The sequence below is a fragment of the Streptomyces sp. NPDC047453 genome (assembly GCF_040643155.1).
In the GTDB taxonomy this organism is placed as follows: Bacteria; Actinomycetota; Actinomycetes; order Streptomycetales; family Streptomycetaceae; genus Streptomyces.
The window spans coordinates 48,567-70,591 of sequence record NZ_JBEYTS010000039.1 but is presented as its reverse complement, the minus strand read 5'-3'; the positions used below and the strand labels follow the sequence as shown (position 1 = coordinate 70,591).

The window sequence follows — 22,025 nt, the reverse complement described above, 5'->3', positions numbered from 1 at the left end:
CTGACGCTGGCGAAGATGGACCGGCCGCTGGACATCGTCTGGTCCCGGCCCCTGCCTGAGGGCGCGTCCCCGTCCACGGTGACCGTCTCCCAGGACAGCGCGGGGCGCTGGTTCGTGTCGATGCTGTGCGAGGACCCCAGCGTGCGCCCGCTGCCGGCTGCGGACGCGGCGGTGGGGATCGACGTGGGACTGGACCACCTGCTGACCTTCTCGACCGGTGAGAAGATCGCCAACCCGAGGCACGAACGCAAGGACCGCGCCCGCCTGGCCAGGGCCCAGCGGGAGCTGTCCCGCAAGGCCAGGGGCGACGGCGCCAACCGGCACAAAGCCCGGCTGAAGGTCGCGAAGATCCACGCCCGGATCACCGACCGCAGGCGTGATCACCTGCACAAGCTGACCACTCGACTCGTGTGTGAAAACCAAACGCTCGTGATCGAGGACCTGACCGTGCGCAACATGGTCAAGAACCGGAGCCTGGCCCGCGCCATCAGTGATGCGGCGTGGTCTCGGTTCAGGAGCCTTCTGGAGTACAAGGCCGCCTGGTACGGGCGGGAAGTGATCGCGGTCGACCGCTTCTTCCCGTCCTCCAGGCTGTGCTCCGCCTGCGGCGCCCTCGCCGAGAGTATGCCGCTGAGCGTCCGTTCCTGGACGTGCGTCTGCGGGGCGACCCATGACCGGGACGCGAACGCGGCGAAGAACCTCCTGGCCGCCGGGCTGGTGGTGTCGGTCTGTGGAGCCGGTGTAAGACCTCAACGGAGAACTCCGGACGGGCAGTCGGCGACGAAGCAGAAAGCCTCACAGCGCGAGCCGTGAGAATCCCCCTCCTTCAGGAGGGGGAGAAGTCAACCGCACAACCTCAACGCCGAGGCGCCGCTCGTGCAACGACCCACGCTGGCAGCCCGTTGAACGCCCGCTGCCCGGACGCATACGTCGTACCGGCTCGCGGGCGATCGTGCGCACTCCGGGACGGCCGCCCCCGTCTCCCGGGGGCGGCCGTCAGCCGAACCGGCCCGCCACGTAGTCCGCCGTCCGCTGGTCCTTCGGCGTGCCGAAGACGTCGTCGGTCGGGCCGTGCTCGACGATGCCGCCGGGGGTGCCCTGCTCGGCGAGGAAGAAGGCGCACTGGTGGGAGACGCGGGCCGCCTGCTGCATGTTGTGGGTGACGATCACGACCGTCACCTGGCCGGCGAGTTCCTGGATCGTCTCCTCGACCCGGCGGGTGGAGGTGGGGTCGAGCGCCGAGCACGGTTCGTCCATGAGCAGCACCCGGGGGCGCACGGCCAGCGCGCGGGCGATGCACAGGCGCTGCTGCTGGCCGCCGGAGAGCGCGCCGCCGGGCTGGCGGAGGCGGTCCCTGACCTCCTTCCACAGGCCGGCGCGGGTGAGGGACTCCTCGACCAGTTCGTCCTTCGTCCGACGGCTCGCGCGCGTACCCGTCAGGCGCAGGCCCGCCACCACGTTGTCGTAGATCGACATGGCGGGGAAGGGGTTGGGCTTCTGGAAGACCATGCCGATGCGCCGCCGGGCGTCGGTCAGGCGGCGCTCGGGGGCGTAGATGTCCTCGCCCTCGAAGAGCACCTCGCCCGCGAAGGCCGCCGCCGGGATCAGCTCGTGCATGCGGTTGAGGGTGCGCAGGAACGTCGACTTGCCGCAGCCGGAGGGGCCGATCAGGGCGGTGACCTGGCCGGCGGGCATCGTCAGCGTCACCCGGCTCAGCACCTGGTGGCTGCCGAACCAGGCCGACACCGCACGGGCCTCGAGCGTCGCGGGAGCGGTCATCGGCCCGCCCGGGGCGGCGGGGAGGGGGGTGACGTCGGTGACGGGGGGCAGGACGACCGTGTCGGTCAGGGAGTCGGTGGCATCGGTCACGGCGGGTACCTCGGTTCGCGGCTGGGCTCGGGAAGCGGTCACATCAGGTTGGGCAGCAGTTCGGTGGTCCGGGTGGCGACCTGGAGGCCCAGCACGGCGACCACCGGGGCGAAGACGATCCACGTCTGGTGGCGGCCCCAGCGGTGCCAGGTCCATACCGCGGCGACGGCCGCGACCAGCAGGGCCTGGAGCCACATCACCAGCGGCCACGGCACCCCGGAGGGGCGGGCCAGCGGCTGCTCGGACTCCGGCAGCGTGCCGGGCCTGATCACGGCCGCCGGGGTCTCGAAGGGCGCGGAGACCAGGTCCGCGTCGACGCGGAGGATGCCGCCCGGCATGTAGCTCGGGCCGGTGGCCGTGGCCAGCACCAGACGGCCCTGGCCGGAGGCCAAGGGGGCGGGCGCCGGGTCTCCGGCCCGCCGTACGCCGACGACCTGGTACTTCGCCGCGCCCTGGCCGGTCGTCACCGTGAACCTGTCACCCTCGGCGAGGTCGGCCAGCCGTTCGAACGGGCCGCCGTAGGCGGCCGCCCGCCCCATCAGCACGCTGGTGCCGGCCTGCCCGGGCATCGGGGTGTCGCGGCGGTGGCCGGGGCCGTCGGTCATGACGCCGGAGTCGGTCCCTTCGAGGACCACCTGACGCATGCTCAGGGAGGGGATGTCGATCAGGGCGACCGGCGTACCGGGCGCCAGCAGCCTGCCCTGCTGGTCGGTCTGGGAGACCGGGGCCGTGCCCAGGGCGAGGGCGTTGCGCAGTTCGTCGTACGCCGTGTGCTGGGCGGCCCGTTCCTGGACGCCGCTGAGGAACAGCAGTTGGGCGGTGATGCCGAGCAGCAGGGCGGCGAGGCTGAGCAGGGCGCCCCGGGCGATGTGGCGGACGGCCGGGACGCTCCGGACGCGGGTCCGGAGCAGGGCCGGTGCGGGCATGGTCTGTACGGAGACCGTCACGGCGGCCCGCCTCCTTCATGGGTCGTGGGGTTTCACGTACCGCCGGGGAGACCGCCGTCGCGGCGGCCTCCCCGGCAGCGGGGTCAGGTGGACTTGATGGTGAAGTTCGCGCTGTTCTTCGCGTTCACCGTCGAGGAGCCCGCGTAGTACGCGCGCAGCGTGTGCTTGCCGCGGCTCAGCTTCGGCAGGGTGATGGTCACCTTGCCGGACGTCAGCGTGCCGGTGGCGATCACCTTGGAGCCCTCGTAGACGCGCACGGTGCCGGTCGGCGTGGTGCCGGTCGCGGTGACCTTTGCGGTGACCTTGGCGCGGGCGGTGTGGCTGATCGAGGAGGGCCGGGTGACGGCGACCGACGGGGTCGCCTTGGTGATCTTCAGCGAGACCGTCGCCGAGGACGCGTTGAGCTTGCTGTCGCCGCCGTAGGAGACGGTCAGCTTGTGCGTCGCGACCTTCAGGTGGTTGGACAGGCTGACGGTGACCTTGCCGGAGGAGCTGAGGGTGCCGGTACCGAGGGTGGTGGAGCCCTCCTTCACCGTCACCTTGCCGCTGGGGACGGTCCCGTTCGAGCCGGTGACGGTGACGGCGACCTTCGGCGCCTTGCCGTAAGCGGTCGTCGTGGCGGTCGCCTTCGTGGTGCTCGCGGACTTGAGGCTGACGTCACCGGTCCAGGTGGCGGGGGCGCCGGTGCCGTTGAGGTTGGCGGCGGCGACCGTGGCGGTGTACTTGCCGCTGGCCAGAGAGCTGAACGTGTACGACGTGGTCGTGGCTGGGACGTCCTTGGCCGCCGCGACGGTGCCGTCCGCGCGGGTCAGCGTGACGCGGTAGTCGGTGACCGGCAGGCCGGGGGCGGCCGGGGCGGTCCACGTCAGCGCGAGCTTCCCGGTGTCGGCGGTGGCCTTGAGGGCCGGCGCGGCGGGCGCCGTGAGGTCGATGCCCGACTGCTCCAGGCCGCCGAACTTGGCGTGCTTGGCCGGGTTGATCGAGCCGTTGTACGACTCGTTCATGAAGCCGAAGTCGGCGATGACCTTCTGGGAGTTGTCGGTGGCCATCTGGGCGGTGTGGCCGCTGTCGGTGACAAAGACGTCGTAGAGGTCCTTGTCGAAGAAGATGCTGGTGGGGTCGATCGCCCGGCTGGGAACGACGTTGTAGACGTCCCGGCCGAAGGTGGCGTTCTCGTAGTAGCCGCGGACCGGCTCGAGCCGGCCGTTGACGGTCGTCACCGGGCTGGTGACGCCCTTGTCGCCGGGCAGCTGCACCGAGGCGAGGTGGGCGCCGGCGGCGGCAGCGGTCTTGCTGTGGTCCGGGGCGACCCCGTTGATCTGGGCGATCCAGCTGCCCACGGAGAACGGGACGAGCGCGCCGGCGGCGGTGAGGGCGTCGTTGGCCTGGTTCTCCTGGACGGTCGGGATCTTGGGGTCGATCGTCGAGTCGTTGAGACCGATCGTGCCGAGGAAGAAGGCGCGGGTGCCGGACCCGTTCTGCGGGATGTACGGGTGAACGGCCTGGCCGTTCACGTCCTTGAGGATGCCCGCGTAGATGTCGTGCAGCTGGTCGACCGTCAGGTTGTCCAGGGCCGAGCCGCGCACCGCGACACCGACGGCGTCCCGGGCGAAGGGGATGTAGGTGAGCGCGCTGCCGGAGGTGCTCGGGCCGCCGGAGGAGCGGGCGAAGTCGACCTGGCCCTTGATGGCGGCGCCGTTGCTGTCGGGGAACTTGTCGCCGGTCAGCGACATGCTCAGCGCGAGACGGCCCTTGCCGGAGCCGTTGGGCCGCAGGAAGGACGGGCCGCCCGTGCGGGTCTGGATCTTGGAGGCGGTGGAGCCGGTGCCGGGCTCGACCGCGTCGTACGAGGCGATGCCCGCGCCGCCCGCCGACGTGATGGCGGAGCCGGCGTAGCCGGGGGCGTCACCGGCGAGGGCGTTGAGCACGTCCTGCGTGGTGTCGGAGCCCACGCCGACGAGCTGGCGGAACGTCCCGGCGGGTGCGGGGTCGGCGGACGCCGGGCTCGCCAGAGCGAGGCCACCGGCCACCACGGCGGCGGCGACGAGCGCGGCCGTAGAGCGCATTCTGCGCATCGAGAGTCTCCTGACGGTGTGCGTGGATGTGCTGTGCGGTGGGTGTGGGGGAGGTGTCGTGGGGGTCCCTGCGTCGCGCCGGCCGAGAGCACGCCGAGGATCTGGCAGGGTGGTACAGGCCGTCCGCCCCGACTGCCTTTCGGGGCGGGCGGCCGTCTGTGGGGAGCCGGGCCCCGGAAGGCCCGGCTCCGGTCGGAGGGTCAGCCCCGGCCCGGCGGCAGCAGCCTCCGCAGCCGGTCGGGCAGGGTGAACGCCGGTACGACGGTCACCGTGCGGCCGCCGGGGAGCGGGACCCGCAGCGGGAGGCGCAGTCGGCTGCCGCCCGCGAAGGGCGCGCCCGCCGCCGCGGCGGCGCCGAGCCCGGCACCGACCGGGACGGCGTAGCGCAGCGCGTTCGCGGGGTCGGCCGGCGTGGTGCCGAAGGCCGTGGTCTGGACGGCCTTGCCGCCGTCGTAGGAGGGCGCGCCGCTGGGCGTGGGGCTCGCGTCCCCGCCGTCCGGGCCGGCCCCGCCGGAGCCGGTGCCGCCCCCGGCCGCATCGCCGCCCGACGCGCCCCCGGCGCCCGAGGCACCGCCCGCGCCGGAGCCACCCGAGCCGGAGCCACTCGAGCCTGAGCCGCCGGAGTCGGAGCCGCCGGAGCCCCCGTTGCCTCCGGTCGAGCCGCTTCCCGAGCCGCCGTCGTGGGACGAGGGCCCGGTGTAGTGCTCGAGCGTGTCGGCGGCGTGCAGTGCGCGGGTGCGCAGGTCCTTGGAGAGCGGCGCGTAACCGGCCGGGAGCCGGCCCGGGTCGGCGCCGCTGACCTGTCCGTCGCCCACCGCGTACCGCAGCAGGGCCGCGTAGTCCTTGCGGGCGGTGGCGTCCAGCTCGCCCGGCCGCGCGGCACCGTAGATCAGCTGGGCGAGCGGGTAGGCGCCTTCGGCGGTGGCCCGGCCCGGGCTGATCTCCGGCGCCCCCTTGCCGGCGGCGCTCGTGGCGGCGGCGGTCAGGGATGCCGTGGTGGGCGCGGTGAAGCGGCCGGCGGCGTTGCGCAGCCGAGCGGTCTGCAGCCCGTAGCGCTCGGCGGAGGCCGTGTCGGTGACCGCGATCACGAACCGCGATCCGACGGTCTGCGGGCCGGTGCTCTTGTACCCCGGCGGGTTGGCCAGCGCGTCCCAGGTCGCCTTCCACAGGGTGTCGGCGCGCCGGGTGTGCAGGGCGCCGGCGTGCATGTCGGACACGTACGGGTGGAAGTCCGTCATGCACTGCTTGTCGGTGGCGCCGGTGCCGGGCGGGATCGTGCACCAGGGGTCGCTCTTGGGGTAGTCGTCGGTGCGGGCCGGGTCGTAGGGCACGCCCGTCGGGTTCAGGTGCGTGTCGGTGCTGTAGTACGGGTTGACGCGCATGCCCCACTCGTCGGCCGTCCCCGCGAGGAAGCCGCGGGCGTCCTTGTCGGACAGGATCCACTGCCACAGCGCGCGGGCCGTGTCCGAGTGGCCGAGCGAGGTGATCAGGTCGGTGTCGGTGGCCGGGGTCTCGGAGACCGACAGATGCGCGAACTCCGGGTTGAGGGCGATGAACTCGGGGTCGCTCGCGAGGCCCGCAGGGTTGTGCCGCGCCCAGCCGTAGCCCTTGGCGACCTGGTCGCCGAGAACCGCTCCCCAGGGGGAGTTGCGGTACGACTCGGTCAGCAGCTTGGCGACCAGGCGGGGTGTGAGGTCGATGGATTCGACCTTCGTCCCGGCGAGCCTCTGGATGTCGTCCGGGGCCCCTGCCTTGGGCCTGCGTTCGATGGTGAAGCCGATCACGGCTCCGGAGAGCGCGACGGGGGCGTAGGCCGTGGTGCCGGACGGAGCGGTGGTGCCCTCGTCGGTGCCCAGGGCCCGGGTGGTGAAGACGAGTCCGGCGGAGCCGGTGTTGGCGAGCCGGGTGCGGGCGTCGGGCTCACCGAGCTTGGTGTAGCCGTAGACCGTGCCGGTCGGGCACAGGGCCGTCTGCCAGCTGGTCATGGCGTCGGCGACGAGTTCGCTGCCCATGGTGGTCCGCTCGTCGGAGCCGAGGGCGCAGCCGCTGCCGACCGGGTTGAAGCGGAGCGGCACGGCGATGCGGTTCTTCCAGTTGGTGGAGGAGACCGGCGAGCCCGCGTTGACGATGCTCTTGTCGGCGTACGGCTTGCCGTCGAGGTCGAGGTGGCCCTGCGGGACGATCACCAGCCAGCAGGAGCGCGGCCGGGCGGCGCCCTTCTTTCCGGCCTGGGTACCGCACCCCAGGTGGGGTGCCTCGTTGGCGGTCTGCACCTCGAAGTACTCGCGGCCGGTGCCGTCGGAGCCGGTGCGGGCGAAGTGGACCTCGTTGGTGGTGTTGCGGTTGTAGAACGGGTTGTTCTGGGTGCCGGTGGTGACCATCGTGCCGTCGACCGACTTGAAGGGCACCTCGCCCTGGCCGAAGGCACCGCCAGCGCCGTACCGGTCGTCCTCGCCGTAGCTGGTGGGGGCGGCGCTGTAGGTGACGTTGCGGGTGTCGTCGCGTTCGTTGCCCGGCCAGCTGCCCCGGCCGGTGGTCGGAGAGGCGCCGTACTGGCACTGGGTGCGCGGCGGGCCGGGGTTGCCCGGGACCGTGCCGTCGTCGTCGCCCCAGCACTGCATTATCTGCACGAAGTCGGTGTTGAACAGGGTGCCCGCGAACGTGGTCGGGGTGCCGCCGGTCCAGGAGACGGTGATCGCCTGGCTGGTCAGGTGGGTGGTCTGGTCGACCGTGAACTTCATGTCCTTGAACTCGCCGCGCCCGGAGACCGTGACGGCGGAGCCGGTGCCGGCCGTACCGCTCGCGGCGGTCGCGGGCTGGGCGGCCTGGGCCACGCAGAGGCCCGCGAGGGCGCCGGCGGCGGCCCCGGCCACCAGCCGCAGGAGCAGCCCGCGTACGCGCGCCGTCCTGCCTCGTGTGTCGCGGCTCATCGCGTACCCCCGTCCGTGAACCGGTCGTGGCCGCCGCGGCCGCCGTTGCGGGCGGCGATCGCCCGGGAGACGACGGAGGGCAGCAGGACGAGCCCGAGCAGCAGCAGGGCGGTGATCAGCATCAGGGTCTGGGTGCCGGTCCAGCCGTGGCGCCCGGCCACCGTGACCGGCTGGGCCAGGGCGATGGTGCCGTCGGCGACCGTGGCGCCGCCGCCCGCGCCGTTGGGCGCGAGGGTCTGCCCGGTGTCGGGGTCGACGGACGGCTGTCCGGTGCCGTCCGTCCCGGCGCCGCCCGTGCCGCCGGCGTCACCGGTGCCGCCCGTGCCGCCCGTGCCGCCGCCGGAGGTGCCGCCGGTCGCCGAACCGCCCCCGGTGGAACCGCCGGTCGCGCCGCCACCGGTCGCGCCGCCACCGGTGGAACCTCCGCCGGTGGAGCCGCCGTTCGTGCCGCCGCCGGTGGATCCACCCGAGGCGCCACCGGAAGTTCCGGAGCCGCCGCCGGACTTGGCGCCGCCGCTGCCCGTGGTGCAGGCCGCGGCGCCCTTCTTGTCGCACTCCGCCGGGTAGGGCGCGGTCTCGGCGAGCTTGTTGTGGCCGTCGCCCGTGAAGGTCGGGTTGTTGCAGCCCTTGATGTTGATGTTCTGGGTCTGCACGCCGGGGATCCGGCGGATCTGGTCGAAGCCCGCCTTGACGAGGTTGATCGGCAGTGGCGAGTACCCCAGTTGGGGTGCCTGCTGCTGGCCCTGGCACATGAAGTAGTAGGAGAACGCGCCGAGCGTCTTGCCCTTCTCCTTGGTGAACGTGCCCTGCACCTTCAGCGGCAGGATCATGTACGAGTAGCTGGAGAGCGGGTAGTTGCGCTTGTCCCTGTCGTTGTAGACGCCGTCGAGCTGCTGGGTGAGGTAGTCCGGCGAGCTCTTGTTCGTGTTGATCCTCGCCTGGAGCAGCGAGACCGCGACGTTCTGCGGGGTCGGCTCGGTGTAGTAGCCGGCGTGGTTGAGGACCTTGGCGACCGGGTAGTGCGCGTTGAGCGCGTACGAGTAGTTGACATAGCCGATCGCGCCCTCGCCGTAGCTCTGGGCCACGTACGCGGCGACACCGAGGTCACCGGACTGGGCGATCATGCCGGGGACGGTCGGGTAGTACGAGGTCTGCCCGCACGCGCCGGAGCGTCCGACCTTGCGGCAGTAGTCCTGCCACTGGGCCTTGTGCTGGTTGGCCATCCACAGCGTGAACTGGGCCGTCGAGCCGGAACCGTCCGAGCGGACCACCGGGACGACGGGGCGGTGCGGCAGCTGAAGGCCGGGGTTGTCGGCCTTGATCGCCGGGTCGTCCCAGGACTTGATGGCGCCGGTGAAGATCTTGGTGACCACGTCACCGGAGAGCCGGAGGTTGGTGACCCGCTGGCCGTTGACCGTCAGGTGGTACATGAAGACGGTGCCGCCGGCCACGATCGGCATGTAGGCGTACGATCCGCCGGCCGGCCGTTCGGCGGCGGAGCCGTCGGTCGGGTTGGTCTGGAACGGGATGTCCGAGACCGCGAAGTCCACCGTGCCGCTGAGGAACTGACGGCGGCCGTCGGAGGATCCGGTGCCGGCGTAGCTGATCCGCATGCCGTACTGGTTGACGGCGCGGCGCCATTCGTCGACGGCGTTCTCGGCCCAGGTGGAGCCGGCTCCGGCGATCGGGGTGTAGCTCTCGGCGGCGGCGGTCGCCGCGAGCGGGCCGGCCAGCAGCCCGGCGATCATGGCGAGCAGCGCGCCCAGGATCGCCGGCGCGCGCAGGCGGCGCGGACGAAGGTGCAGGTGACTGCGCATCAGTCGGTTTCTCCGGGCTTGTGTCCCAGGTCCTCGGTGGTGGGCCTGGAAGGTCTGGCGTACGGGTCGGTGGTCTGCGGGACGCTGTCGAACAACGAGAGCGCGGGGGAGTGCAGTTCGGCGAAGCGGTCGACGTCACGGCGCGAGGCGAGGGCCGCGCGGCGGGCCTGGCGGCGGCTGAGCTGGCCGGGACCGCGTCCGCCGATCACCCGGGCGATGGCGAAGAGCACGAGGACCAGAGCCATCAGGACCGCCGCCGCGCCGAAACCGCGGGCGATGTACGTGGGCTCGGGCGACTTGACGAGGGTGAAGACGGCCAGCGGCAGCGAGATCATCGGCCCCTTTGTCGGATTGGCGTTGATCGCCGCGATGTAGCCGGCGGTGAGCAGTACGGGCGAGGTCTCGCCGATACCGCGGGCCGTGCCGAGGATCACCGCGGTGGCGAGCCCGGAGCGCGAGGTCGGCAGGACCACGTGCCACACGGTGCGCCAGCGCGGAGCGCCCAGCGCCTCGGCCGCCTCGGTCAGCGTGCCGGGCACCAGCCGCAGCACGACGTCCGCCGCGCGGATCACGATCGGCAGCATCATCACGCTGATCGCGAAGCCCGCCGCGAGGCCGGACTTCTGCATGCCGAGGCTGAGGATCCAGATGGCGTACACCATCAGGCCGGCCACGATCGACGGCAGCGCCGTCATCGCCTCCACGATGGTCCGTACGAACCGGGAGAAGCGGCCCGGGATCTGGTTGAGGTAGACCGCGCACGCCAGGCCCAGCGGCACGGTGATCGCCAGGGCGATGGTCATCTGGATGAGGGTGCCGAGCATCGCGTGGGCGATACCGCCGTGGTTGAGCGGGTCCAGCGGGCCCGTGGACTGCATGTCCTCGGTGAGGAAGTTGAGGTGCCCCAGCGCCTCGTGCCCGCGCCAGGCGGTGAAGCCGACGACGAGGGCGAGCGTGAGGAACAGCAGCGTGGCCGCTGTCCACAGCACCACGGTCATCACCCGGTCGCGTACGGCCTGCCCGTCCTCCTCCAGTCCGGTCAGCACCGCGTAGCAGGCGAGGAAGGCGAGGTAGGCGGTGACCGTGAACCCCAGCAGGCCGGAGAACGGGGCGAGTTGACCGAACAGCAGCACGGCGGTGCAGAGCCCCGAGAGGGCGGCCCCGCACAGGGCGAGCACACCCGAGCGTGTCGCGCCGCCGATCCGGCGGGGCTGGTCGGGGAGTTCGGCGGGCGCGGGAGCGCCGGGGGGTGCCGAGCCCTCGGTGATGTCGTGGGCGGTGTCCTGGACGACGGTCATCTCATACCTCGCTCTGTGCGCCGGAACGGGAGCGGGCCGCGATGGTGGAGGCGGTGAAGTTGACCGCCAGGGTGAGCACGAACAGCGCCAGGCCCGCCGCCATCAGCGCCGACATACCGAAGGGGGAGGCGTCGCCGTAGTGCAGAGCGATCAGCGCGGAGACCGAGTTCGCGCCGGTCTGCAGGATGTGCGGCTGGATGACGAAGACCGGGGAGATGATCATGTAGACCGCGATCGTCTCGCCGAGTGCCCTGCCCAGCCCGAGCATCGTCCCGCCGATGATGCCGCCCTTGCCGTAGGGCAGAACGACCGAGCGGATCATCCCCCAGCGGGTGGCGCCGAGCGCGTAGGCGCCCTCGCGTTCGCCGGCCGGCGCCTGCGCGAAGACCTCGCGCATCACCGAGCACTGGATCGGCGTGACCATCAGGGCGACGACGATGCCGGCGACGAAGGTGGACGCGGTGTAGACGCTGGCAGAGGCGAGCGGGTCGCCCGGCTGGGTGCCGTCCACCTTGAAGAGGGGGATCCAGCCGAACCAGTCGGACAGCCAGCGCGACAGCCCGATGACGTTCTCCTGGAGGAGGAACAGCCCCCACAGCCCGTACACCACCGACGGCACGGCGGCCATCAGATCGACCATGGTGACCAGGGAGCGGCGCAGCTTCCGCGGTGCCACGTCCGAGATGAACAGGGCCGTCGCGATGGCCAGGGGAACGGAGATGATCACCGCGACGGCGGCGATCAGCAGGGTTCCGGTGAGTACGGCCGCGATGCCGAAGTTGTGAACGTCCGGCTGCCACGCGGCCGTGGTGAGGAACGAGAAGTTGGCGACGCGCAGCGCCTGTCCGGCCCTCAGCAGCAGGAACAGGCCGACCGCCGCCATGATGGCGAGGACGACGACTCCGGTGGCCGTCAGCTGGAAGCGGAAGACCCGGTCACCGAACCCGCGCGCGGCGCGGGGCCGCCGGGGCGCCGGTCCACCCGGCTCCGGGCTGCCGAACTGCCCTTTGTAGGGCTCCGGTCTGTCGGAGTCAGGTCTGTCGGGCTCCGATCTGTCGGACTGCCCTCTGTCGGAGTCAGGTCTGTCGGACCCCGATCTGCCGGAAACCGATGCCTCGGACGCCGCTGTGCCCAGGCCGGGTCCGTCCGCATCTCGTCCGCCGAGCCCATGGTGCGTGGCCACCACGTGTGGTCCCCCCACTGTGGAAACGAATCTCGCGATGACCGGTCGGTCCGCGCGATGAGATTCAATGGCCGGATCTTGTCGCCCCAACGCGTCTCGCATGGCCGGTCAATGAACGGTTCATGCCATTTCTGTGCCGCCCCTGTGCGCGCGTCGAGTGCGGCGTCCCGGCTGTCCCGCCTCCGCGTGTCCGACGTGGGCGAGGGCGCGTTTTGGACACCACGTACGCTTAGGCGAGCCTAAGCTAAGCGATACGGGGAAGGGTTCATGTCAGGAGTCCCAGGACGCCGCTTCGGGTGACTGGTCACCATTCTTCTCCTGTTGTTGCCGGCGGTGCTGCTCAGTCTCGCGGTGGGCAGTCGCCCGGTGGCGCCCTCGGTGGTCTGGGACGCCCTGCTGCACGGCGGGACCAGCGCCGACGCGCAGGTCGTACGGTCGTTGCGAGTGCCGCGCACGGTCATCGGGGTGATGGTCGGGGCCGCGCTCGCCGTTGCCGGAACGGTTCTTCAGGGGATCACCCGGAACCCCATCGCGGAGCCCGGCATCCTGGGCATCAGCCAGGGGGCGTCGATGGGCGTCGTCTGCGCCATCGCCTTCCTCGGGGTGCACAGCCTGACCGGGTACGTCTGGTACGCGTTCGTGGGCGCGGGAGTCGCGTCGGTCCTGATCTACGCCGTCGCCAGCAGCGGGCGAGGCGGGGCCTCCCCGGTCAAGCTGGCGCTGGCGGGTGCCGCGATGAACGCGTTCCTCGCCTCGCTGATCTCGGCCGTCCTCACCACCAACGCACGCGCCCTGGACGAGTTCCGGTTCTGGGACGTCGGTTCGATCAGCGGCCGGGACGCCACGATCGCCGGGCAGGTCTGGCCGTTCCTCCTCGCCGGCCTGCTGCTGGTGCTGGCCATGGCGCGAGGCCTCGACGCGCTCGCGCTCGGCGACGACATCGCCCGGGGCCTTGGCCGCAACGTCGCGCTGCTGCGAGCAAACGGCGCCCTGGGCGCGACCGTTCTGACCGGCGCCGCGGTCGCGGCGGCGGTCCCATCGCCTTCATCGGCCTCGCCGTGCCGCACCTGGCCTGTGCCCTCGTCGGACCGGGCCACCGCTGGCTGCTGCCGGTGGCCGCGCTGCTCGGGCCGGTGATGCTGCTGCTGGCGGACGTGCTCGGACGGGTCGTGGTGCGGCCCGCGGAGGTGCCCGGGGCCGTGATGACCGCGCTGGCCGGTGTGCCGTTCCTGATCGTGCTGGTCCGGCGGAAGGCGGTGACGGCATGACGCGGTTGAGTCACGGGGAGCGCGCGGCGCACCTGGAGCAGACAGAGCACGCGGGGCACGGCGCACACGATGCCGTCGGCGGCAACGGCGGCGGGCGTCCGCCCGGCCGGCCCGCCGGACATGCCGTGCTGCGGGCCGGGCGGGGCAGTTTCCTGGTGCACCGCAGGGCCCTGGTGGTGGGTGCCGTCCTCACCGTGCTGCTCGCGGCTGCCGTGGTGACGTCGCTGTGCGTCGGCGAGTCGTTCGTCGCGCCGAGCGAGGTGGTCCGCGTTCTGCTGGGACTGCCGAGCCCCGACCGGCTGGTGGTCGGCACACTGCGGTTGCCGCGCCTGATGACGGGCCTTCTGGTGGGCATCGCCTTCGGCCTGTCCGGCGCGCTGATCCAGACCATGGCCCGCAACCCGCTCGCCAGCCCGGACGTCATCGGCGTGACGCACGGCGCGGGAGCGGCGACGGTCGCCGCGATGACGTTCGGCCTCACCTCGTACGCCGTTCTGCCGTACGTGTCCGTGGCGGGCGGTCTGCTCGCCGCACTGCTCGTCTACCTGTTCGCCTGGCGGGGCGGGCTGGCCGCCTCCCGCTTCGTCCTGATCGGCATCGGCATCTCGGTCGCGCTCGGTTCGCTGACCCGGCTGTGGGTGACCAAGGGCGACTATCTGGTCGCGCAGCAGGCCAAGACCTGGCTCACCGGATCGCTCAACGGCCGCGGCTACGACCAGGCGGCACCGCTCGCGACGGTCCTGGTGCTGCTGGTGCCGTTCCTGCCGTGGGCGGCCCGCGCGCAGCGCGGCTCGGCCTTCGACGACGACACGGCCGTCGCCCTGGGTGTCCGGCTCGGCCGCGTCCGGGTCGGGCTCAGTGTCCTCGGTGTCGTGCTGGCGTCCGTCGCGACCGGGGCGGCGGGGCCTGTCGACTTCGTGGCCCTGCTCGCCCCGCAGATCGCCCGCCGGCTCACCCGTGCCCCGCACATTCCGCTGGTGTGCTCCGCGCTGACGGGCGCGCTGATCGTGGTCGTCGGAGATCTGCTGGCCCGCAGGCTCTTCTCGCCGCTGGAGCTTCCGGTCGGCGTGTTCACCGCCCTGGTGGGCGCCCCCTATCTGATGTGGCTGATCGTCCGTACCCGTAGCAGCCGTTCCGGAGGAACCGCGTGACCGGCAACCATCCCACCGCCCCGGGGACTTCCCGTCTTGCCGCGCGGGGGCTCACCCTCGCCTACGAGGACCGAACGGTCGTCGAGGAGCTGGACCTGGACGTCCCGGACGGCAGGGTCACCGTCATCGTGGGCCCCAACGCCTGCGGCAAGTCCACCCTGTTGCGCGCCCTGGGCCGACTGCTGAAGCCGCGGCGCGGGGCCGTCCTGCTGGACGGAACCGAACTGGCCCGCCTGCCCACCAAGCGGATCGCCCAGGCGGTCGGGCTGTTGCCGCAGACCCCGGTGCCGCCGGAGGGGATCACGGTCGGGGATCTGATCGCGCGCGGGCGCCAGCCGCACCAGAAGTGGTGGCAGCAGTGGTCCGAGACGGACGAGGCATCCGTCTCGCAGGCCATGGAACGCACCGGGACGGCCGATCTCGCCGAGCGTCCGGTCGACGAACTGTCGGGCGGGCAGCGCCAACGGGTGTGGATCGCCATGGCCCTTGCCCAGGACACCGATCTGCTGCTGCTCGACGAGCCGACGACGTATCTGGACATCGCCCACCAGGTGGAAAGAGGGCCGGGGCCCTCGGCGAGAAGCTCGGTACCGACAAGCCGACCGTCTCGATGGTCCGTTACCTGCCCGACGGCGTCATCCGCCTGTACGCCAACGCCTCGTTCATCGGCACGATCCTCAAGGACGCCGGCATCCCCCGGCCGAAGAACCAGGACATCGACGACCTCGCCGCCGAGGTCAGCGCCGAGAACATCGACCAGGCCGACGCCGACTACATCTTCACCGGCGTCTACGGCGACGTGAAGGCGACCGACAAGTCCAAGGCGCAGAGCAACCCGCTCTGGAAGGGCCTCGGCGCCGTCAAGGCGGGGCACGCCTACGACGTTCCGGACGAGACCTGGTACCTCGGCCTCGGCGTGACGGCCGCCCAGGAGGTGCTCGGCGACCTGGAGACGCACCTCACCAAGTAGGCCCCGGCCGCGAGGGCCGAAGGCGAACGGCGTGTGGACCCTCGGCGGCGGTCTCGCGCCCATGATCGCCCTGGCCCCCGGCCGGGCGGTTGGGGAAGGAACCCGCGCGGCCGGGGGTGTCGGTGCGGTGGCGACTACCCCTTCGGGCAGAAGGGGTACGGCTCCAGGGCGAAGGAGACGTCGCTGGTCTCGCCACCCTTGAGACGGACGTCGGTGGTCCGCGCCCGCCACTGGTCCTTGGCGACGATGACCGTCAACGGCCCGGAGTGCTCACCGATCCACAGGGCGTACGTACCGTCGCGACCGGTGCGCAGGACCCGGTGGAACCCGTCCGCCGAGAGCGTCACCGTGGCCGCGCCGATCGCTCCGGCGCCGCCGTCGGCGCAGGTGGCGCTGGTGACGGTGCCCTTGACCTTGCCCCACTGACCGGGCGCGGTCACCTTGAAGATCACCCGCACCGGGTCGACGCGGTCGCCCCGGTCGGTGCCGACGGTGAGCGAGGCGGTGTAGCTGCCGGGCTGGGCGAGGTTCGCGCTGTCCATGGTGACGGTGACCGCGCGCTCCTGGCCGGGTTCGAGCACGAACTCGGCCGGGTCCGGCGTCAGCCAGTCGACACCGCTGCCGCAGGAGTCGTGACCGGGCAGGAGCTCGGCGTACGTCGTCCCCGCGAAGCCGCCCGTGGAGCCGCCGATCCGGTAGAGGCCGCAGGCGCTGCCGCCCCGGTAGGAGGCCTGCCCGGAGTTGGGCAGCGCGCTCCAGGCATCGGCCGCCGGGTCGTACTGGTAGCCCGCGTTGGTGTACACCTCGCCACTGGAGCCGCCGGAGACCAGCAGCCTGCCGCCCGCGGCCGTGAACCCGGAGGCCCACAGCGACTCGGGCATGTCCCTCAGCTTCGCCCAGCTGTCGGTGCCCGGGTCGTAGGTGTACGTGCCGGCGGTGGCCCCGCCCGCGTCGGTGAAGCCGCCCGCGCAGTACAGCCGTCCCGCGATGGCGCCGCAGGACGTCCAGGACACCGGCTCCGGGTAGGGGGCGTGGGCGCTCCAGGTGCCGGCGGCCGGGTCGTAGGACTGGACGGTGGTGTGCCCGCAGACGTTCTTGTCGCAGCCGCCGACGGTGTACAGCTTGCCGTCGAGCACGGCGGACGCGGCGGCGGCCAGCGGCTCGGGGTTGGCCGCGGCCTTGCTCCAGGTGTCCTGCTGCGGGTCGTAGACCTCGGTGGTCTCGACCGGGGAACCGGAGTTGGTCCAGCCGCCGGTGACATAGAGCTTGCCGTCGACGAATCCCCCGGTGGGCTTCTCACGGACCGTGCTCATCGGCGCGACGGTGTTCCAGACGCCGCTGACGGGGTCGTAGGCGCGCACGGTCGCCACCATGGCGGCGTTGCTGACGCCGCCCGCCGAGTAGACCTTTCCGCCCGGTCCCACGGACACCAGGTTGTCCATGACGGGTTCGGGGTGGGCGGTGATCGACTCCCAGGGTGCTTCGGCGAGTTGAGCCTCGGTTCCCTTGTCGGCGGTGCCGTCGCCCCGGTCGGTGCCGGCGGTGAGGCGGTGCGGGTTCGCGGCGCCCTTCACGTCCTTGCGGGCGGCGCCCGCCCGCTGCATGGTGAAGTCGCCGGCGGACTCGCCGAGGATCACCTTGCGGGCCTCGGTCCCGTGGTTGGCGAAGGTCAGGGCGGCCTCGGCGGAGCCGCCCAGCTCCGCGGTGGCCGTCAGCTCCGAGGTGCTGACGGTGACATCGGGCGCCTCGTCGGCCTGGGCCGAGGCACCGGTGACAAGCCCGGCGGCGAGTACGACGACCGCCGCCGAGATGCCGAGGAGGGATCTGCGGCGCATGGGAATCTCCCTGCTGTGTGCGTCGTGGAGTGGTGTCACTGTCCCGGGCACCCGCCCGCCGGCTTGAGGGTCAGCGTGATGTGCGCGGACCCGGACCGCTTGACGGTGGACACGTCGGTGGCAGAACTGAGGCCGTCCTTGGACGCGATGACGGTGATCCGTTCGCTCTGCCCGTCGACGGGCAGCCACACGGCGGCCTTTCCGCCGCGGTCGGACTTGCGGGCCAGCGGGACACCGCTGCCGCCGACCTCCAGATAGGCCCCCTTGAGCGGGTCGCTGCCGCCGGTGCACGCGGCCTGCTCGACGTCCACGGTGACCTTCGCCCAGCCGGGCGGCGGGGTGACCTGGGCGTTCAGCGGTATGGAGAGGGAGGCGTACGGGCTGTCGGTGCGCAGTTGGACGGCGGCGGAGTAGGCGCCGGGCTGGGTCAGCCTGCTGGTGTCCAGGTGCACGGGCAGCGTGGTCCGCTCGCCGGGCTTGAGAGTGACGGTGTCCTTCCCGGTGGACGCCCAGCCGAGGTCGGCGGTGCCGCAGTCGTCGTATCCGGTCAGGGTCTGCACCCTCGGCATGCCGGGCCAGCCCTGCCCGGCGCCGCCGACGACGGTCAGGCCGCAGGTCGAACCGGCCCGGTACAAGGGATACTTGGTGTCGGGCAGGGGAGACCAGGCGTTGCCGGCGGGGTCGTAGGCGAAGCCCTTCGCGGTGGTGCGGCCGTCGTCGCCGATGCCTCCGGTGACCAGGAGCTTTCCGCCGCCGGTGTAGTAGGAGGCGGCCCAGGTGCCGGCCGGCACGTCGGCGATGCGCGACCAGTGGTCGTAGGCCGGGTCGTAGACGAAGGCGTCGGTGCGGATGCCGGTGCGTACGTCGATGCCGCCCGCGCAGTAGAGCTTGCCGGCCAGGGCGCCGCAGGACGACCAGGAGACGGGCACCGGGTAGTCGGCCGCGGTGCCCCAGAGGTCCTGCTGCGGGTCGTAGACCTGGACGTCGGTGCGGCCGCAGTCGCCCTGCAGGGTGCCGTTGTCGACGCAGCCGCCGATCACGTAGAGCTTGCCCTGGAGCACGGCTCGGGACATGCCGCCGTACGCCTTGGGCAGTGTGGCCGCCTGGGTCCAGGTGTTCTTCCCCGGGTCGTAGATCTCGGTGGAGGGCAGCTCCCGGACACCGGCCGACCAGCCGCCGGTGACGATGAACTTCCCGTCGATGAACGCGGACGCGCCGGCCTGCCGGGCGGTGTTCAGCGGGGCGAGTGCGGTCCAGGTCCGCGCGACGGGGTCATAGCGGTAGGCCTTGGCGGTCGTACCGGACCCGTCGTAACCGCCGGCCGTGTAGATCTCGCCCCGGTACATACCGGTCGCGGGGTCCATGATGCCGGTCGGGTACGGGGCGAGGGTGGTCCAATCACCGTTGGCGGCAACGGAGTTGTCCGGCGTCGCCGTGGGCTGCGGCCCTGCGGCCGCCCGTCCGGCGGTGTCGGCGGACAGGAACCCGGAGACGGGCTTGCCGCCGGGGACGGCGCGCGCCGAGGCGGCGGAGTCGCCGGCGGCGCCGGCGGCCTTGGTGACCTTCGTGGCGGCCTTGGGCTGGGCGGGCTCGGCCTGGCCGCCACCGCCGGTGGCGGTCGCGGTGAGCCCGTCGCCGGACAGGCCGGTGCGCACGGTCAGCGGCGCCTTGCCGGTGTTGGTGAGCGTCAGGGTCTCGCCGGTGCTGCTGCCCAGGCGCACGGTCGGGTCGAGCGAGGACTGCTTGACGTCGAGCCGTCCGGCCTGGAGCGTGAAGTCGGCCGTGGACACCTGGTCCTTGTGCACGGTGACGGTCTTCTCGGCCGAGGCGTAACGGTCGTGCCCGGCCGAGACCTGGTGTGTGCCCGCGGGCAGGAACGCGGTGTACAGGCCGTCGCCGGTCTTCGGGTCCTCGGTGGTGGGCACCGAGCGGGCGTCGCCCGCGCCGGGCGCGGTGACGGTGGCGGCGGCGAGAGGCCCGCCAGTATTGCCGTCCTGCACCTGGCCCACAAGGAGGCCGCCGTCGACGGCGGCGCAGGCCGGGTCACCGACGAGCACGTCGTCGATCATCCACCACTGGTCGAAGGAGCCCTTGTAGTTGAAGCGCACCCGGACCTTGTCGTGGCCGGCGGCCTGCGGCAGCGGGAGGCTGACCGAGGCGACCAGATTGGACTTCTGCCGGGTCCACAGCTGCGTCCAGGTGGTGCCGTCGTCGGTCGACAGGTGGATGGTGGCGACGGAGCGGGTCCAGGAGGGGCCCTGGTACTGGGTCTCGAACTGCAGGACCGGCTTGTCGACCTGGGTCAGGTCGACCGCCGGGGTGATCAGGTCGGAGTCCTGGGTGCGCTGGTAGCCGTAGAACTCGCTGTTGACGGAGGCGAAGTTGCCCTCGCCCTTGGGGGTGCGGTTGCCCAGCGGGTCGGGGTCGTCGAACTCCCAGCCGCCGCCGTCGGCGTGCTGGACCACCGTCCAGCCCTTGGGCTTCTCACTGGAGTCGAACGGTTCGAAGAGGCCGCCGACGGAGTAGCCGGGCGCCACACAGCGCTCGGCGACCACGGCGAGTGCGAGGTCCACGGTGTCGTCGGCCGTGAACGGCACCTCGCGGGTCAGGGACCGATAACCGGCCGACCGGGCGTCGACGCGCAGCGTGTACCGCGCGGTGGCCGGCAGCGTGATCTTGTACGCGCCGGTCGCCGGGTCGCTGAACCAGGGGCCCGCGCCGGTGACACCGACCGCGCTGATCTTGGCGTAGAGGCCCCAGCCGTGCCCGGAGGCGTCGCTGACCTTGCCGTGGATGGTGGTGGTCGGTGCGGCCTTCAGGGCGATGTTCTCGGTCACCGTCCTGTCGGCGACGGCGGTGACGGTGCGCTGGACGTCCTGGTAGCCGAAGGCGGTGACGGCGACGGTGTACTCGCCGGCCTGGAGGCGCAGCCGGTAGCCGCCGTCGGCGTCGGTGATCAGCCGTCGGTCGTTGATGTGCAGCTCGGCGCCGGCGACGGGTTCTCCGGTCGCGGCGTCGGTGACCTTGCCGGTGACGATGCCGGTGCCCTCGCGGGGCGCGGCGGTGATGGCGGCCAGGGCGTCGAGCTTGCCCTCGCCCCAGACGTTGTTGTTGCCCGCGGTGCCGCCGCAGCTGGTGTCGTTGACGTCGACGGCGGTGGAGTCCAGCAGCTCACGCGTGGCGGTGATGTCCCCGGCCAGGGCGGGCGCCGCCGACCAGAGCAGCGCGACCGCGCCCGCGGTGTGCGGGGCCGCCATGGAGGTGCCGTTCATGTACGCGTACGAGTTGCCGGGAGTGGCCGAGCGGATGCTGACACCGGGCGCGGCGATGTCGGGCTTGATCGCGCCGTTCTCGCCCTGGCCGCGGGAGGAGAAGGAGGCGATGACGCCCTTGGAGTCGAAGGCGCCGACGGCGTACGAGATGGCGTAGTCGCCGGGGCTGCCCGCGGTGTTGCAGGCGGGTCCGGCGTTGCCGCCTGCGAACACGGGGAAGATGCCGGCGGCGATCCACGCCTTCACGGAGTCCTGGTACCAGTCCTCGACGGCGATGCCGTTGTCGTTGCCCCAGGAGTTGTTGATGATGTCGGGCCGCAGCTCGGGGCGCGGATTGTTGCCGCTCAGGTCCGTGGGGGCGAGCATCCACTGCGCGGAGGCGAGCAGCGCGGACTCGGAGCAGGTCCGGCCCTCGCAGCCCTTGGCGGAGATCCACTTGGCGCCCGGGGCGACACCGATACGGGCGCTGCCGGCCAGACCGCCGGTCATGGTGCCGATGGTGTGGGTGCCGTGTCCGGCGTTGTCGCACGGCGCGAGCGAGGGGGTGCCGCAGACGCCGCTCGGGTCGAACCAGTTGTAGTTGTGGTCGTAGCTGCCGTCGGCGCGGGCGCCGCGGTAGGAGTCGCGCAGCGCCGGGTGGTCGTACTGGGCTCCGGAGTCGATGGAGCCGATGACCACGCCGTCGCCGCGGCTGCCGAACTCGGCCCAGGCCTTGTCGGCGCCGATCGCGTCGATGCCCCACTCGACCGGCTCGGCGTCGTCGGCCGCCGCGACGACCTTGACCTTCGGGCCCTCGGTCGTGTCGGGCAGTTCGTAGACATGATCGCTACGCAGCCGTACGACATTGCCGTCCTCGGCGAGCGACTTCGCGAGTTCGGCTGAACCGCGGGCCACGTAGACGGTGTTGGAGGCCCAGAACGTCCGGTACTCGGCGCCGGACTTCTTCAGCTTGGCAAGAACGCCGGACTGCTGGTCGCGGGCCGTCCCGCGCAGCGCGTCGACGACGTTCCGGCCCTGTTTCTCGCGTCCCTTGGCGGAGCGGGCCGCGCTCAGGTCGGCCTTCTCGCCGAAGCGGATCCAGAACGGGGTGGCCGGGTCCTTCTGCAGAGCGGCGGCGAGATCACTGTCGATCTTGTCGGTCGCGTCGGCCTGCTGGGTCCCCAGGGTGGCGAGCAGCGCGACCATGAGGGCCACGACGAGGGCGAGGGCGGGACCGGTTCGCCACCGGCCCGTGAGGTGCGCTCTGGGCATTGCTTTGTCAACTCCCGTTCATCACAGAGCAGCTGCATGCACAAAAAAGCGCTGCTGACGCTCGCAGTACGGTGACGGACAGGCAATGTGCGCCCTGATACGGGTTTACGCCTTGGCGTGTATCCGCCATAGATAATGAAGGACGCTCCTCATCGGGTG

The 22,025-nt window shown here is 72.0% G+C and carries 11 protein-coding genes and 3 pseudogenes; 5 read left to right on the top strand and 9 right to left on the bottom strand.

Translation table 11 applies throughout. The features are described from left to right. A partial coding sequence (locus tag ABZ818_RS28050) for an RNA-guided endonuclease TnpB family protein (RefSeq protein ID WP_361420261.1) occupies nt 1–813 on the top strand: 813 nt, incomplete at its 5' end. Between the two features lie 183 nt (nt 814–996). Here the strand turns inward: ABZ818_RS28050 and pstB are convergent. From pstB to pstC, 7 genes are all read right to left on the bottom strand, one after another. Beyond that, nucleotides 997–1,779: a phosphate ABC transporter ATP-binding protein PstB gene (gene pstB / locus ABZ818_RS28045; RefSeq protein WP_361420270.1), complete on the bottom strand. Its 783-nt coding sequence runs from the start codon at nt 1,777–1,779 to the stop codon at nt 997–999. Nucleotides 1,780–1,907: 128 nt separating this feature from the next. Next, complete coding sequence (locus ABZ818_RS28040) at nt 1,908–2,816, bottom strand: sortase (RefSeq protein WP_361420258.1); 909 nt, start codon at nt 2,814–2,816, stop codon at nt 1,908–1,910. An 83-nt stretch (nt 2,817–2,899) separates the two neighbouring features. Beyond that, the gene (locus ABZ818_RS28035) at nt 2,900–4,891 is read right to left on the bottom strand and encodes an Ig-like domain repeat protein (protein ID WP_361420255.1); all 1,992 of its coding nucleotides are present in this window, start codon (nt 4,889–4,891) and stop codon (nt 2,900–2,902) included. A gap of 200 nt (nt 4,892–5,091) precedes the next feature. Continuing rightward, the gene (locus tag ABZ818_RS28030) at nt 5,092–7,821 is read right to left on the bottom strand and encodes a hypothetical protein (RefSeq protein WP_361420251.1); all 2,730 of its coding nucleotides are present in this window, start codon (nt 7,819–7,821) and stop codon (nt 5,092–5,094) included. Further along, nucleotides 7,818–9,638: a phosphate ABC transporter substrate-binding protein PstS gene (gene pstS / locus ABZ818_RS28025; RefSeq protein WP_361420248.1), complete on the bottom strand. Its 1,821-nt coding sequence runs from the start codon at nt 9,636–9,638 to the stop codon at nt 7,818–7,820. The genes ABZ818_RS28030 and pstS overlap by 4 nt, the downstream gene beginning before the upstream one ends. Beyond that, entirely contained in the window at nt 9,638–10,936 is a 1,299-nt protein-coding gene (pstA, locus tag ABZ818_RS28020) for a phosphate ABC transporter permease PstA (RefSeq protein WP_361420245.1), read from the bottom strand. Before pstA ends, pstS begins: the two co-directional genes overlap by 1 nt. Nucleotide 10,937: 1 nt before the next feature. Continuing rightward, nucleotides 10,938–12,221 carry a phosphate ABC transporter permease subunit PstC gene (pstC, locus tag ABZ818_RS28015; RefSeq protein WP_361420242.1) on the bottom strand — a complete coding sequence of 428 codons (1,284 nt, stop codon included), beginning with the start codon at nt 12,219–12,221 and terminating at the stop codon, nt 10,938–10,940. 198 nt (nt 12,222–12,419) lie between these two features. Here pstC and ABZ818_RS28010 point away from each other — a divergent pair. The 4 genes and pseudogenes from ABZ818_RS28010 to ABZ818_RS27995 form a co-directional block, all read left to right on the top strand. Then, nucleotides 12,420–13,387, top strand: a pseudogene (locus ABZ818_RS28010) (iron ABC transporter permease). Beyond that, a complete protein-coding gene (locus ABZ818_RS28005; RefSeq protein ID WP_361420239.1) occupies nt 13,384–14,538 on the top strand; it encodes an iron chelate uptake ABC transporter family permease subunit in 1,155 nt (384 codons plus the stop codon). Before ABZ818_RS28010 ends, ABZ818_RS28005 begins: the two are co-directional and overlap by 4 nt. Continuing rightward, a pseudogene (locus ABZ818_RS28000) lies at nt 14,535–15,095 on the top strand (ABC transporter ATP-binding protein); the annotation flags it as partial. The gene ABZ818_RS28005 and the pseudogene ABZ818_RS28000, both read left to right, overlap by 4 nt. Before the next feature lie 2 nt (nt 15,096–15,097). Beyond that, nucleotides 15,098–15,508: pseudogene (locus ABZ818_RS27995) on the top strand (ABC transporter substrate-binding protein); the annotation flags it as partial. 134 nt (nt 15,509–15,642) lie between these two features. Here the strand turns inward: ABZ818_RS27995 and ABZ818_RS27990 are convergent. Continuing rightward, a complete protein-coding gene (locus ABZ818_RS27990) occupies nt 15,643–17,343 on the bottom strand; it encodes a kelch repeat-containing protein (RefSeq protein WP_361420236.1) in 1,701 nt (566 codons plus the stop codon). Between the two features lie 35 nt (nt 17,344–17,378). Further along, nucleotides 17,379–21,866: a S8 family serine peptidase gene (locus tag ABZ818_RS27985; RefSeq protein WP_361420233.1), complete on the bottom strand. Its 4,488-nt coding sequence runs from the start codon at nt 21,864–21,866 to the stop codon at nt 17,379–17,381. Nucleotides 21,867–22,025: the final 159 nt, after the last annotated feature.

What these genes read in the sequence shown, in the direction of transcription:
- pstB (WP_361420270.1), bottom strand. Translation starts at nt 1,779, where the DNA reads ATGACCGCTCCCGCGACGCTCGAGGCCCGTGCGGTGTCGGCCTGGTTC.
- ABZ818_RS28035 (WP_361420255.1), bottom strand. Translation starts at nt 4,891, where the DNA reads ATGCGCAGAATGCGCTCTACGGCCGCGCTCGTCGCCGCCGCCGTGGTG.
- ABZ818_RS28030 (WP_361420251.1), bottom strand. Translation starts at nt 7,821, where the DNA reads ATGAGCCGCGACACACGAGGCAGGACGGCGCGCGTACGCGGGCTGCTC.
- pstS (WP_361420248.1), bottom strand. Translation starts at nt 9,638, where the DNA reads ATGCGCAGTCACCTGCACCTTCGTCCGCGCCGCCTGCGCGCGCCGGCG.
- pstA (WP_361420245.1), bottom strand. Translation starts at nt 10,936, where the DNA reads ATGACCGTCGTCCAGGACACCGCCCACGACATCACCGAGGGCTCGGCA.
- pstC (WP_361420242.1), bottom strand. Translation starts at nt 12,221, where the DNA reads ATGCGAGACGCGTTGGGGCGACAAGATCCGGCCATTGAATCTCATCGC.
- ABZ818_RS28005 (WP_361420239.1), top strand. Translation starts at nt 13,384, where the DNA reads ATGACGCGGTTGAGTCACGGGGAGCGCGCGGCGCACCTGGAGCAGACA.
- ABZ818_RS27990 (WP_361420236.1), bottom strand. Translation starts at nt 17,343, where the DNA reads ATGCGCCGCAGATCCCTCCTCGGCATCTCGGCGGCGGTCGTCGTACTC.
- ABZ818_RS27985 (WP_361420233.1), bottom strand. Translation starts at nt 21,866, where the DNA reads ATGCCCAGAGCGCACCTCACGGGCCGGTGGCGAACCGGTCCCGCCCTC.